Source organism: Halopseudomonas sp. SMJS2 (assembly GCF_029866945.1).
GTDB lineage: Bacteria > Pseudomonadota > Gammaproteobacteria > Pseudomonadales > Pseudomonadaceae > Halopseudomonas > Halopseudomonas bauzanensis.
On record NZ_CP123445.1, the window covers coordinates 2,111,727 to 2,124,327 of the forward strand.

Here is a 12,601-nt window from a genome sequence, read left to right on the forward strand (position 1 = left end):
CCCTACCCCGACACGCTTTGATACAGACTGCCGATTGAATCCCAACCGGCCAACCCCAAATATACGCCTAGCTATTAGCCTTAGGAGTTTCACTTAAATGATGCGTATTGTGCTTTTCCTGGCAACCAACCTTGCCATTCTGATGGTTGCCAGCGTCACCTTGAGCTTGCTGGGTGTCGGTAGCGTGCATGACGGTCAGGGCGGGATGAACCTGACATCGCTGTTGATCTTCTGTGCGGTATTCGGTTTTGCCGGTTCCTTTATCTCCCTGTTCCTGTCCAAATGGATGGCCAAGCGCGGTACCGGCACCCGGGTCATCACCCAACCGCAGACCCGCCAGGAGCAGTGGCTGGTGGATACCGTTGCTGAACTGGCGCGCGACGCCAATATCGGCATGCCGGAGGTGGGTATCTTCCCGTCGCGGGCGTCCAACGCCTTTGCTACCGGTTGGAACAAGAACGCTTCGCTGGTTGCGGTATCCGAGGGAATGCTGCAGCGCTTCAGCCCCAACGAGATTCGTGCGGTCATGGCACACGAGATCGGTCACGTGGCCAACGGCGACATGGTGACCCTGACCCTGATCCAGGGCGTGGTAAACACCTTCGTGATGTTCTTTGCGCGCATCATCGGCAACTTCGTTGACCGGGCAGTGTTCCGCAACGAGGGTTCAGGTCCGGGGATCGGTTATTTCATCTCGACCATCGTGGCTGAGCTGGTGCTGGGTATTCTGGCCAGCATCATCGTGATGTGGTTCTCGCGCCAGCGTGAATTCCGTGCGGATGCAGCCGCAGCGCAGCTGACCGGTAGCGGCAACATGATCGCCGCCCTGGAGCGCCTGCGGGCCGAACAGGGTATTCCGGTGGAGATGCCCGGCGAAATGACCGCCTTCGGTATCAACGGCAACCTCAAGAATGGCCTCGCCGGCCTGCTGATGACCCACCCGCCGCTGGAACAGCGTATCGCCGCGCTGCGCGCCGGGAATTATCGCTAACCGCAGATAAGTATCAGGCTCGCTTGTCGAGTGTAGCGCCCAGGCCCGCAATCGGGCGCTACACCGAAGGCTTACAGTCTCCCGAACCCTTGTCGTCGAGCCCGAGCGCAGACCGGGGCTCGACAACCCGAAACCAGCGCTCGACGCACCATGTGCAAAGGTTGCTTTTCGGGGGTAGCGCAACTGCGCTACACCGGCGGGCTCCCAACTATCCCCCTTTCGCAAGCTTCTCACCCCACTTTTGCTCCTTCCCCCAGGAAATATTCTGTCATCCCGTGGTCACAACCTTGGTCTATCCTTCGTTATGTCAGGCATCGCAGAGTTGCCGGCATTACCCGATTAGAACTGGTTTGGAGAAGATCATGAGTCTACAGGTACAGCAGAAACAGCGTTCTCTCACCGAATTTCTGCCCCGCCCGTCTCTGCAGGCACGGGGCTTTCTGGTGGATGAACATGGCCGGGAGATTGCCATTACCGAACGCATGATCCAGCAGGCCTGTGAAGAGCTTGACCAGCAGTGGGTTGCGCCGCGCGCGGCCAATCGCTAACACCTGGGACGGTCGAGCACCAGCTCGACCAGCAGCGACGCAGCAACATCCCCCACCAAAACAGACATCGCGCCATGGAAGGTTGATTGCGGTGTTCCGTGGTCACCTTCCATGGCTGTCTGTTGACTCCGCTCATCGAGCTGGTGCTCGACGTTCCCAGGAATCTGGCAGCTCATCCAACGACATGATTCCGGGAAGAGGCCAATCCGGCAGACTCTTCAGCTCTCATCATCCGACACAAACCCCGCGGCCAGCAGGCGCCGGGCTACTTGAGGTTCGGACGTGGCGGTGCTGATCCGCAGCAGGTTGCATTCCCGGCGCAAGGGGTAGTCCTTGCGCAATCGATCGAACCCTTCCCGACTGGCCTGTTCTGATTCGGCAGCCGCGACCATGGCGCGCAGGCGGGCGTCATCGTCCCGTACGTCGTATACCTGCCGCAGGGCTTTGCTCAGCAGCCAGTCAGCCGGGGTGCCCGGTTCCATGATCCAGGTTCCCGCGCCGGTACGCGGCGCCAGTTGCTCCAGCGCCAGCGTCGCAGGGATATCAAGAAAGCGGCACAACGCCTGGTAGATCTGCGCAGTGCCGCGCAGCTTGCCATCGAGGCTGTAGCCGGCGATGTGCGGCGTCGCCAGGGCGCAGCGGGCAGCCAGTTGCGGGTCGACCAGGGGTTCGGTTTCCCACACATCCAACGCGACCAATAGATCCGGGCGCTGCTCCAGTACTGTGTTCAGGGCGATATTGTCGATCACCGGCCCGCGGCTACTGTTGATCAACCAGGCGCCAGGGCGCAGGGCCGCCAGACGTTGCTCGTTGAGCAGGTGGTGGGTAGCGTGGGGGCCATCGCTGGTCAGGGGAACGTGACAGCTGATGACATCGCAGCGGCTGATCAACTCATCCAGCGTAATCATGCCGTCAGCGTCCTGCTCGGCCCGTGGCGGATCGCAGAGCAAGGTCTTGATGCCGAGCGCCTGCAGTGTGCAGGCCAGACGCGAGCCCACCTCACCCACGCCGACAATCCCCACCGTCTTGTCCTGCCAGGCACTGGCACTGCGCTCGGATAGTGTCAGCAGACAGCTCAGCACATACTCGACGACGCCCCGTGCATTGCAGCCCGGGGCGCTGGCAACCTCGACACTGGCTGCAGCCAGGCCCGGCAGGTCGAGATGGTCGGTACCGATGGTACAGGTGCCGACAAAGCGCACCGGGGTGCCAGCCAGCATGGCGGCGTTGACCTTGGTCACCGAGCGCACCAGCAATACATCGGCGTCCTTCACCGAGGTGTGATCGATCAGGCGCCCCGGCAGGCGGGCCAGGCGGCCGAAGCCAGCGAGGAATTCATCGAGCAGGGGAATATTTTCGTCAGCGACTATGTGCATGATGCGGGTCCGTGATGAGCAATGACTTCATTGTCGGAGTGGTTACGGGCCCTGTCCAGCGGGGCCGCTTACAGGCAGTCGAGATTGAAATCGCTGAGTTGCAGCGTCGCCTGGGGGCGGTAATGCATCAGCAGCGCATCGATGAACCGTGCTGGGCGCTCAGGAATACCATCGTTCAGGTAAGAGTGGACCTGCTCGACCACGCGCCTCTTGAAGGGTGCCGGATCGGTTGCGTCGCCGCTGAGGTTGTCCAGACTGACCCGGAACCCATGCCCGGCCGCCGCACAGAACAACCACTCCAGTGCCTGAGGCTTGACTTCAACCTGCTCGAAGGCGCTCTGCTGATCCGCGCTGCGGCCATCGGGGGCGTACCAATAGCCGAAGTCCACCTGCTGACGACGAGCCGCACCTGCGACGCACCAGTGGGCGATTTCGTGCAGGGCGCTGCGGTAATAATCCCGGGTGAAGATGATCCGGTGCGTGGGCTCGTCGGCATCGGCCGGCAGGTACACCGGTTCGGATGCGCCACCAACCAGCCGAGTATTGAAATCAACGGCGAAACAGTCTGCGAATAGGCGGATCAGATCCTGACAATCGTAATTCATTGAATGATGGACAATATTCGGCAAATTGATAGGATGGTCTGCTTTTTTCTCCGATGCCGCTGCATCAGGCTGATGATCAGATGACCCAAAACCTCCCTTCCCGCGGGCGCCGCAGTGTAACAGAATTGCGTGCGCTGATCTGGCTCGCGCTGCCTATCATCGCGGCGCAGATGTCGCACACCCTGCTGGGCTTCGTCGATACGGCCATGGCCGGCCGGGTGAGCGCGGTCGACCTGGCGGCCGTCGCCCTGGGGAATTCCTTCTGGGTGCCGACGTTGCTGTTTCTGACCGGTGTGCTGATGATCATCACCTCGAAGGTGGCTGCCAGCAATGGGGCCGGCCGCCCCGAGGAAACCGGCCCGCTGGTGCGTCAGGCGGTCTGGCTTGGGCTGTGTCTCGGTGTGCTTTGCGCTGCGGCGCTGTTTTCGGTTGAGTCGTTGCTGTACTGGGCCGGTGTACAGGAAGAGTTGATTCCCAAATCAGTGGATTACATCAGGGCAGTGGCCCTGGGCTTTCCTGCGATAGGCATGTACCAGGCGCTGCGCGGCTTGAGCGACGGCCTGTCACGCACCAAGCCGACCATGGTGATCGGCTTTCTCGGGCTAGCGCTCAACGTGCCAGCCAACTATGTGCTGGTTTACGGCAAGCTGGGCTTTCCCGCCATGGGCGGCGTCGGTTGTGGCGTCGCCACCACGTTGGTGATGTGGTTCATGCTCGGCTGTATGTTGATCTATCTGAAACGGTCGAAAATCTATGACGCCTGCCGGCTGTTCGAGCGCTTCGAGTGGCCACGCTGGACGGTTCAGCGACATCTGCTGGGGCTGGGTCTGCCAATCGGCATATCGCTGTTTTCCGAAACCAGCATGTTTGCCCTGATCGCCCTGCTGATCGGCAGCCTGGGCGCGGTAGTTGTGGCCAGTCACCAGGTGGCGCTCAATCTCAGCTCGATCGTGTTCATGGTGCCCTTCAGCCTGGGGTTGGCCATCACCGTACGGGTGGGCCACAGCCTGGGCATGGATGGCGCCCGGGCGGGTCTGTTCGCGGCCAAGGTGGGGATCGCCGTGGCGCTGCTGTTTGCCTTCCTGGCAGCGTCAAGCTTCTACCTGCTGGATGACCTGCTGCCTCGCCTGTATACCAACGACCCCGAGGTGCTGGCGCTGTCTACCGCTCTGCTGTTCTATGCGGCGCTGTATCAGTTTTCCGATTCGGTGCAGGTCGCCTGCGCCGGGGCGCTGCGCGGTTATCAGGACACCCGTATTCCCATGTTGTTGACGCTGGTCGCCTACTGGCTGATCGGCCTGCCCAGCGGTTATATCCTTGGCCTGACCGATCTCTACGGCCCGGCACGGGGGCCGGCAGGATTCTGGCAGGGGTTGATCATCGGGCTGAGTGCAGCGGCGCTATTTCTATCGCTGCGGCTGGCGGTTATTGGCGGGCGACGCAAGCGGCGGTTTCCGCAGGATCGGAGTCATTTGGTGGAGTGAGGCTGGAGGTCGAGCAACCTCCACCTTCTCCAGAGTCATTGCGCGAATCTTTTTTGCAGGAGCGGCCTTGGCCGCGAAGCTCTTCTGCCAGGCCCTTCGCGGGCAAGCCCGCTCCTACACGTGAACCCTGGTTACGCGCCCTTGCGGATCAGATACCAGAACTCCCCGCCCCGCTCTCCCTGCTCCATCAGCTCATGCCCCAGAAAACTGCAGAATCGCGGAATATCCCGTTGTGTCGAGGGGTCCGTGGCGAGGACTTCCAGGCATTCACCGGCAGCTATATCACGCACCGCATTGTGCAGCAGCATGACCGGCTCCGGGCACATGAGCCCGCGGGTGTCGAGTTGGGTAGGTTCGGTTGACATGGCAATACACAGCTCTGAAACGTAATGCTGGATTATCCGCAAAACACCGGCCACTTGCCAGTCGCGACGTCCCGGTCAACACTGACGGTATCCATCATCAAGAAGGAGTGACCATGATCAAGGTGTTGATCGAACGCATCATTGCCGAAGGGCTCGAAGAGCCTTACGAAGCTGCGGCCCGCGGCATCCTGCAGCAGGCCATTCAGTCGCCGGGATACCTGTTCGGGGAATCGTTCACCGACCTGCAACATCCCAATCACCGCTTCGTGATAGTGACCTGGCAAAATATCCGTTCGTGGGAACGCTGGGAGCAATCACCGGAGCGCCGGGAATGCCTGACGGCCTTCGCCCCGATATTGGTGGAGGAGGAAAAGATCACTTTGCTGGAGCCGCTATAGTTTGCGGCGGGAGAGTTTTTCGGGGTGTAACACCCCGAAAAACCAGTAGCTTACTGCTCCACCTTGTAGCTCGCCGCATGCAGTATCCGCACGTGGCAGGTCACTTCTTCCCGGTCGGTATACAGCTGCTTGCAGGCGATATGGGCGCGGATGTTGGCTTCGTCCAGCGCATCCTGCACGTGCTCCAGGCATTGCATGACTTCCCGGTAGCGTTGCTTCATCGGCAGCTTGAAGTTGACGATAGCTTCACGGCACCAGCCACGGGTCAGCCAGCGGGAAAGCATTGCGCTGCTGCGGGCGGGTTTGTCGACGATGTCGCAGACCAGCCATTGCACCGGCTTTTTCGGCTTGAACATGTAACCGTCGGCTTCCACATGTTCGACCTGGCCGCTGTCCATTAGGCTTTTTGCCATGGGGCCGTTATCCACGGCAGTGACCTTCATATGGCGATTGACCAGCTGCCAGGTCCAGCCGCCAGGTGCGGCGCCCAGGTCGACGGCGGTCATGCCTGGCGCCAGGCGCTTATCCCATTCATCCCGAGGGATGAAGTGGTGCCAGGCTTCTTCAAGCTTCAGCGTCGAGCGACTGGGTGCGTCGCGCGGCACCTTGAGCCGTGGGATGCCCATCGGCCAGGGTGCGGCATTGCCGGCCCAGGACCAGCCGACGAAGAGCCGCTCGCCGCTCTCAAAGAATACGTGCAGTCGCGGCGCATCGGTTTTTGCCGGGCGCACGAAACGGGTCTTGGTCAGTGCTGTTTCCAGGGGGCGACCGAGTTTTTTGGTCAATGCGGCGAGCGCCTTGCCGTCGTTGGTGTCGGCGGTTTCCAGCCACATGCTGGATGCGATAGGGCCTTTGGCGCAGGCGCTGATGATCGGCGAGATGCGGTCGTCAGCCGGAACGTCGAGCCAGGTGCCTACCGCCCATTGGCGAACAAAGATCAGTTGGCGGAAATCGAGCTTGCGCATCAACCGACCGGCATCACCGTCTTCGGGGCAGACAAAACGCACCACGGCTGCGCCGTCGCGGGTGATGGGATAGCCAGCGATGCCCTTCTGCGCCGATAGCTCCTGCATTTCGGCGGCGACTTCGCTTTCAAAACCCGGACGACAGTGCAACAACAATTCCTGCATGACAAACCCCAAAGGTGAGAACGGGCGCTACTGTAACGCCGCTGGGGGGTGTGGTGCCAGCGGCATTGGATGGAGGGCGCGTTCGGGCATGACGACGAAGCTTCGGCGTGATGGAGAGTTCGTCGGCGTAGCGCATGTGCGCTACACCCCGGAAAGCGGGCCGTGCCAACATATGGATTGCACTGCTGGGTGTATTTCGGGTTGTCGCGCCTCGGTCCGCATTCGGGCGCGACGACATGGTTTTGGGTTGACGGCGAGCGGGAAGGCGTAGCGCAGCGCCACACCCCGAAGACCTCGCCCGAGTGCGAATTGGGCATTTTATATCGGTTGAATGAGTGGCTGCTTGAAGCGGCCTCATTCACCACTCTAAGTCACGCAGTGGCTTTGGCTGCCGCTTGCAGGTCCTTGCGCAATTGCCGCGCAGCGTCCGCCATTGCTTCCAGCGCGGCGCGGGTTTCCGGCCAGCCCCGGGTCTTCAGACCGCAGTCGGGATTGACCCAGAGGCGCTCGACGGGGATTACCCGGGCGGCCTTGCGTAGCAGACGCAGCATCTCATCCACCTGCGGCACCCGTGGCGAGTGGATGTCGTAGACCCCGGGGCCGATGGCGTTGGGATAGGCGTAGTCGACGAAGGCGTCGAGCAACTCCATGTCCGAACGGGAGGTTTCTATGGTGATGACATCCGCGTCCATTGCGGCGATGGAATCCAGAATCCCGTTGAACTCGCTGTAGCACATGTGCGTATGGATCTGCGTGGTATCCGCCACACCCGAGGCGCTCAGGCGGAATGCCTCGGCAGCCCAGCGCAGATAGCCAGGTTGCGCCGCCGTGCGCAGTGGCAAGCCTTCACGGAATGCCGGCTCGTCAATCTGGATGATGCCGATACCGGCCGCCTCCAGATCGTTCACCTCGTCACGCACGGCCAACGCCAATTGCCGGGCACTGGTTTCCCGCGATACATCCTCCCGTGGGAATGACCACATCAGCATGGTCACCGGGCCCGTCAGCATGCCTTTGACCGGCCGCTCGGTCAGGCTCTGGGCATACTGGGCCCAGGCCACCGTCATCGGCTGCGGCCGGCTGATATCACCAATGATCAACGGCGGCTTCACGCAGCGCGAACCATAGCTCTGCACCCAGCCAAACCGGGTGAAGGCGTAGCCATTCAGTTGCTCGCCAAAATACTCCACCATGTCATTGCGCTCGGCCTCTCCATGCACCAATACATCCAGCCCGAGCTCTTCCTGAACCCGAATGACCCCGGCAATTTCCTGCTGCATGGCGGCGATGTAGTCCGCTTCACTGAGCTGCCCCTGCTTGAAGGCTTTGCGGCTGGCACGGATTTCCGCTGTCTGCGGAAAGGAGCCAATGGTGGTGGTCGGCAGCGCCGGCAGCTGGAATCGGGACTGTTGTGCGATGGCGCGCGTGGCAAAGGCCGACGGACGCTGGCTGTGCTGCGGCTCGATCGCAGCCAGGCGCTCGGTCACCCGGGCATCATGAATACGCGGCGAGGCGGCTCGGGCGGCTTTTGCCTGGGCTGAGGCTGCCAATGCGGCGATAACAGTCGCCCCCTCGGGATTGTCGAGAGCCTGGGCCAGCAGGCCGACCTCTTCGACCTTCTGCGCGGCAAATGCCAGCCAACTGCGTAGCTCGCCATCGATCCGGTCTTCACGACTCAGATCGACCGGGCTATGCAGCAAGGAGCAGCTGGGCGCGATCCAGACATCCTGCCCTCGGCGCTCGACCGCCTGCCGGGCAATCGCGAGCGCCTGCTCCAGATCACAACGCCAGACGTTGCGCCCGTTGACCAGCCCGAGCGACAGCACCTTATGCGCTGGCAGTTGGTCCAGTACCGGCAGTAGCTGTTCCTGGCCGCGCACAAGATCCACGTGCAGCCCCTGGATCGGCAGGCGGCAGGCCAATGCCAGGTTGTCGTCCAGCGTGCCAAAATAGGTGGCCAGCAGTTTCTTTACCGGCGCGCTCTGCAGATGACTCCAGGCGTACTCGAACGCGGTCCTCCACTCGCTGGGCAGATCCAGTGCCAGGACCGGCTCGTCGATCTGCACCCATTCGACGCCCTGCTCTGCCAGACGCGCGAGAATCTGCTGATATACCGGTAGCAGGCGGTCGAGCAGCTCCAGGCGATCAAACGCCTCACCTTTGGTCTTGCCCAGCCATAGATAGGTAAGCGGCCCCAGCACCACTGGCTTGACCCGGTGGCCCAGTGCCAGGGCCTCGTCGACTTCGTCGAACAGCTGCGGCCACTGCAGATCGAAAGTCTGATCACGGGTGAACTCGGGGACCAGGTAGTGGTAGTTGGTATCGAACCACTTGGTCATCTCGCAGGCGAAGGTGTCCTCACCGCCCTTGCTGACGCCCCGCGCCATGTGGAACAGCGTATCGAGATCCGGCTCGCCAGCTGTGGCGAAACGCTGCGGAATCGCGCCGACCATCAGGCTATGGGTAAGCACCTGGTCGTACCAGGCGAAATCACCGACCGGCAATAGATCAATACCAGCAGCAGCCTGCTGTTGCCAGTGCTCGGCACGCAGGGTGCGGCCGGTCTGTTGCAATGCTTCGGCGGACAACTCTCCTGCCCAGTAGGCTTCAAGCGCCTTTTTCAGTTCCCGGTCGCGACCGATGCGGGGGTATCCAAGGTTGTGGGCCAACGCCATTTCCATCTCCAAGTCTGTTTCGTTGAATGGCGCCTATGGTCCCTGCTGACAAATAATGAATCAAACTCATCATGTTAATGTTAAACTTCGATTTCACTCATGATGAGGCATAGACTCATGCTCGAACTGCGCCATTTGCGTACGCTGCTGACACTCCGCGAAGCGGGCAGTCTGGTCGAAGCTTCGGAACGGCTGCACCTGACGCAGTCGGCGCTGTCCCATCAACTGAAGGATCTGGAGCAGCGCCTGGGTACCAGCCTCTTCGTGCGCAAGACCAAGCCAATCCGCTTCACGACTGCCGGCCTGCGCCTGCTGCGTCTGGGCGACAATGTATTGCCTCAGGTACGGCAGGCGGAACGGGACCTGCAGCGGTTGTCCGGCGGCCAGGCGGGCCGGTTGCACATGGCAATCGAGTGCCACAGCTGCTTCCAATGGCTGATGCCGACCATTGATCAGTTCCGCAATGCCTGGCCGGAGGTGGAAGTGGATTTCGCCTCCGGATTCTTCTTCGCGCCGCTGCCAGCACTGGCCCGCGGGGAGCTGGACCTGGTGGTGACGTCCGATCCGCAGGATATCCCGGGGCTCAGTTATGTGCCGCTGTTCACCTATGAGGCGATGTTGGCCATCGGCAATCAACACCGGCTGACCGAGCGCAATCACATAGAACCCCAGGACCTGGCTGGCGAGACGCTGATCTGCTACCCGGTGGAACGTAACCGGCTGGATATCTTCACCCAGTTTCTGGAACCTGCCGGCGTCGAACCGGCGGATGTGCGCAATGCGGAACTGACAATCATGATGATGCAGTTGGTCGCCTCGGGCCGTGGCGTGTGCTGCCTGCCGAGCTGGGCGATTACCGAGTATCTGCAACGCGGCTACGTCAGCGCTCGCCCGCTGGGCCGCGATGGGCTGTTCGGTACGCTGTATGCGGCGGTACGCGAAGACATGCTGGATATGTCGTACCTGCAGGATTTCCTGCTGACAGCGAAGGACATTTCCTTTGCGACGCTGGAGGGGGTGACAGCCAAGACGGTGGGGTAAGCCGCCCGGCTCTAACTCCGCTGTCGTCGCGCTGATGTGCGACAACCCGAGACCTCACTCAATGCCACAATCGTATTCAAGACCGTCTCGCCATGGCGTTTTGATATCCTTGTGAGACTTGACTGCCAAAACGAGAACAACGTCAACTTGTATCACTTTTCACCCGTATAGGCGAGTGTCGCCCTCATGAACGGAGTCTAGGGTTTGTCTCGGACTGATAGCAATATCTGTCCAGCTATCCCTATAAGAAACCAACAAGAGACTCCCATCATGAAAGCACCTGCATTCAAGTTAACCGGTCTGGCTATGGGCATGTTGCTCTCTGCCGGCGCCATGGCGATCAACCCTGGCAATCCCGACCCAGATCCAGGTACGGGCTCCGGCTTCCCCGGCGTGTCCGACTTCGCGGCCAGCGGTCCTTTTTCGGTTACCAACAGCAACGTCAATACCACCTGCGCCGTCTACCGCCCGCGTACGCTGGGCGAGAATGATCTGCAGCATCCAATCATCCTGTGGGGTAACGGTACCGGCAGCTCGCCCAGTACCTACGGCTCGCTGCTGCAACATTGGGCCAGTCATGGCTTTGTGGTCGCCGCGGCACGTACTTCCAATGCCGGGTCCGGCGAACAGATGATCGCCTGCCTGAATTATCTGGTGGAACAGAATGGCCGCAGCACCGGCACCTTCGCCGGCAAGCTGAATGTCAATCGCGTCGCCACTGCCGGCCATTCCCAGGGGGGTGGCGGCAGCATCATGGCAGGCCAGGATAGCCGCGTGACAGTGACCGCCCCCTTCCAGCCATACACCATCGGCCTCGGCCATCGCAGCTCTTCCCAGAGCAATCAGAACGGCCCGATGTTCCTGATGACCGGTGGTGGCGATACCATCGCTTCGCCGACACTCAACGCGCGGCCGGTATTCAACCGGGCCAACGTGCCGGTGTTCTGGGGTGAGCGACGCTCGGCGAGCCATTTCGAGCCGGTTGGCAATGGCGGCGATTATCGCGGCCCGTCCACCGCCTGGATGCGTTACCACCTGATGGATGACGAGAGCGCCGAAGGTACTTTCTATGGCAGCAACTGCGGGCTGTGCCGCGATACTCGCTGGGATGTGCAGCGCAAGGGCATCAACTGATCTGACTTGAGCGGTGCATCAGGCCAGTCGCTTGCGGGCGACTGGCCTTTTTTATGTCCGCTGGCCACAAACCGTTCCGCTGCTTCGCTAGTCGCCTATTTGTCTCGCAGGTTAATTTTGGCTGTGACTGTCCAGTCCTCGATGTTTTTACCATGGACGGGACACTTTTTTCCTTGGTATCATCCAGCCATTATTATCGCAAGTACAATATCAAGGCATATTTATGAGCACCCCCGCTACACCTCTGTCCCTGGCTTTGTCCCAACGCAAGTCCGATGAACGTGCTACGCCATTGACAGCCTTTCGCATGGCGCGCCGCTGGTGGCTCGAAGGCCGCCGGCTGAACCTGTCGCTGCTGGCCGAGGAACTGGGCGTTGGCCGCGCCACCCTCATGCGCTGGGTCGGCAACAAGGACCTGCTGATGGGCGAGATTCTCTGGTCGCTGTACAAGGGCATCTATGATCAGGCGATTGAGAAAGCCAAAGTCGATCATCCGCAAAAAGGCATCGATTACCTGGGTCAGATCTACAACGACGTCAATATTGCACTGATCAATGCCAAGCCGATGCATGACTTCCTGGCTGCCGAGCCGCAATGGGGCTTGCAGCTGTTGACGTCCAACCTTTCCGGTCTGCAGAAGCGGCTGATCGATGAATGGCAGGCGCTGTTCGAAGAGGAAATCAAAGCCGGCCGGATTAACCCGGAAATGGATGCCGACAGCCTGGCCTACTACATCATTCGCATTGGTGAAGGGGCCATCTACTGTGACCTGATCTGCGGTCGCACGCCTGATCCGGTACGCGCCGCCCAGGCGTTCCGCCTATTGGCCAACGGCCATACCCGGTAGGGCCTGC

12 protein-coding genes are annotated in these 12,601 nt (G+C 60.9%); 7 read left to right on the forward strand and 5 right to left on the reverse strand.

The genetic code is table 11. The features are described 5' to 3' along the window. Window positions 1–97 precede the first annotated feature (97 nt). Together htpX and QAO71_RS09855 are read left to right on the forward strand one after the other, a co-directional pair. Window positions 98–991, forward strand: coding sequence for a protease HtpX (htpX, locus tag QAO71_RS09850; protein ID WP_036993446.1), 894 nt, complete (start codon window positions 98–100; stop codon window positions 989–991). 362 nt (window positions 992–1,353) lie between these two features. Then, complete coding sequence (locus QAO71_RS09855; protein WP_036993447.1) at window positions 1,354–1,539, forward strand: PA1571 family protein; 186 nt, start codon at window positions 1,354–1,356, stop codon at window positions 1,537–1,539. A gap of 218 nt (window positions 1,540–1,757) precedes the next feature. Here QAO71_RS09855 and pdxB read toward each other — a convergent pair whose 3' ends face one another. Beyond that, on the reverse strand, window positions 1,758–2,915 hold the full coding sequence (gene pdxB / locus QAO71_RS09860; protein ID WP_280164283.1) for a 4-phosphoerythronate dehydrogenase PdxB: 1,158 nt from the start codon (window positions 2,913–2,915) through the stop codon (window positions 1,758–1,760). Between the two features lie 68 nt (window positions 2,916–2,983). Further along, window positions 2,984–3,520, reverse strand: a complete 537-nt coding sequence (locus QAO71_RS09865) for an elongation factor P hydroxylase (protein ID WP_280164284.1) — start codon at window positions 3,518–3,520, stop codon at window positions 2,984–2,986. Between the two features lie 80 nt (window positions 3,521–3,600). On the opposite strand from QAO71_RS09865, the gene QAO71_RS09870 reads away from it, so the two are divergent. Beyond that, the gene (locus QAO71_RS09870; RefSeq protein ID WP_036993567.1) at window positions 3,601–5,004 is read left to right on the forward strand and encodes an MATE family efflux transporter; all 1,404 of its coding nucleotides are present in this window, start codon (window positions 3,601–3,603) and stop codon (window positions 5,002–5,004) included. A gap of 131 nt (window positions 5,005–5,135) precedes the next feature. On the opposite strand, the gene tusA is transcribed toward QAO71_RS09870, so the two are convergent. Continuing rightward, complete coding sequence (gene tusA, locus QAO71_RS09875; RefSeq protein WP_036993451.1) at window positions 5,136–5,369, reverse strand: sulfurtransferase TusA; 234 nt, start codon at window positions 5,367–5,369, stop codon at window positions 5,136–5,138. Window positions 5,370–5,482: 113 nt separating this feature from the next. On the opposite strand from tusA, the gene QAO71_RS09880 reads away from it, so the two are divergent. Further along, complete coding sequence (locus QAO71_RS09880) at window positions 5,483–5,767, forward strand: antibiotic biosynthesis monooxygenase (RefSeq protein WP_074778285.1); 285 nt, start codon at window positions 5,483–5,485, stop codon at window positions 5,765–5,767. A gap of 50 nt (window positions 5,768–5,817) precedes the next feature. Here QAO71_RS09880 and rlmM read toward each other — a convergent pair whose 3' ends face one another. Together rlmM and metE are read right to left on the reverse strand one after the other, a co-directional pair. After that, window positions 5,818–6,897 carry a 23S rRNA (cytidine(2498)-2'-O)-methyltransferase RlmM gene (gene rlmM, locus QAO71_RS09885; RefSeq protein WP_074778283.1) on the reverse strand — a complete coding sequence of 360 codons (1,080 nt, stop codon included), beginning with the start codon at window positions 6,895–6,897 and terminating at the stop codon, window positions 5,818–5,820. A 371-nt stretch (window positions 6,898–7,268) separates the two neighbouring features. Further along, window positions 7,269–9,572, reverse strand: coding sequence for a 5-methyltetrahydropteroyltriglutamate--homocysteine S-methyltransferase (metE, locus tag QAO71_RS09890; RefSeq protein WP_280164285.1), 2,304 nt, complete (start codon window positions 9,570–9,572; stop codon window positions 7,269–7,271). A 117-nt stretch (window positions 9,573–9,689) separates the two neighbouring features. On the opposite strand from metE, the gene QAO71_RS09895 reads away from it, so the two are divergent. The 3 genes from QAO71_RS09895 (at window position 9,690) to QAO71_RS09905 (ending at window position 12,594) form a co-directional block, all read left to right on the forward strand. Then, on the forward strand, window positions 9,690–10,613 hold the full coding sequence (locus QAO71_RS09895; protein ID WP_036993456.1) for a LysR family transcriptional regulator: 924 nt from the start codon (window positions 9,690–9,692) through the stop codon (window positions 10,611–10,613). 333 nt (window positions 10,614–10,946) lie between these two features. Further along, window positions 10,947–11,747, forward strand: a complete 801-nt coding sequence (locus QAO71_RS09900; protein WP_235833933.1) for an alpha/beta hydrolase — start codon at window positions 10,947–10,949, stop codon at window positions 11,745–11,747. 223 nt (window positions 11,748–11,970) lie between these two features. After that, window positions 11,971–12,594, forward strand: a complete 624-nt coding sequence (locus QAO71_RS09905) for a QsdR family transcriptional regulator (protein WP_136869724.1) — start codon at window positions 11,971–11,973, stop codon at window positions 12,592–12,594. Window positions 12,595–12,601 lie beyond the last annotated feature (7 nt).

What these genes read in the sequence shown, in the direction of transcription:
- htpX (WP_036993446.1), top strand. Translation starts at nt 98, where the DNA reads ATGATGCGTATTGTGCTTTTCCTGGCAACCAACCTTGCCATTCTGATG.
- QAO71_RS09855 (WP_036993447.1), top strand. Translation starts at nt 1,354, where the DNA reads ATGAGTCTACAGGTACAGCAGAAACAGCGTTCTCTCACCGAATTTCTG.
- pdxB (WP_280164283.1), bottom strand. Translation starts at nt 2,915, where the DNA reads ATGCACATAGTCGCTGACGAAAATATTCCCCTGCTCGATGAATTCCTC.
- QAO71_RS09865 (WP_280164284.1), bottom strand. Translation starts at nt 3,520, where the DNA reads ATGAATTACGATTGTCAGGATCTGATCCGCCTATTCGCAGACTGTTTC.
- QAO71_RS09870 (WP_036993567.1), top strand. Translation starts at nt 3,601, where the DNA reads ATGACCCAAAACCTCCCTTCCCGCGGGCGCCGCAGTGTAACAGAATTG.
- tusA (WP_036993451.1), bottom strand. Translation starts at nt 5,369, where the DNA reads ATGTCAACCGAACCTACCCAACTCGACACCCGCGGGCTCATGTGCCCG.
- QAO71_RS09880 (WP_074778285.1), top strand. Translation starts at nt 5,483, where the DNA reads ATGATCAAGGTGTTGATCGAACGCATCATTGCCGAAGGGCTCGAAGAG.
- rlmM (WP_074778283.1), bottom strand. Translation starts at nt 6,897, where the DNA reads ATGCAGGAATTGTTGTTGCACTGTCGTCCGGGTTTTGAAAGCGAAGTC.
- metE (WP_280164285.1), bottom strand. Translation starts at nt 9,572, where the DNA reads ATGGCGTTGGCCCACAACCTTGGATACCCCCGCATCGGTCGCGACCGG.
- QAO71_RS09895 (WP_036993456.1), top strand. Translation starts at nt 9,690, where the DNA reads ATGCTCGAACTGCGCCATTTGCGTACGCTGCTGACACTCCGCGAAGCG.
- QAO71_RS09900 (WP_235833933.1), top strand. Translation starts at nt 10,947, where the DNA reads ATGGCGATCAACCCTGGCAATCCCGACCCAGATCCAGGTACGGGCTCC.
- QAO71_RS09905 (WP_136869724.1), top strand. Translation starts at nt 11,971, where the DNA reads ATGAGCACCCCCGCTACACCTCTGTCCCTGGCTTTGTCCCAACGCAAG.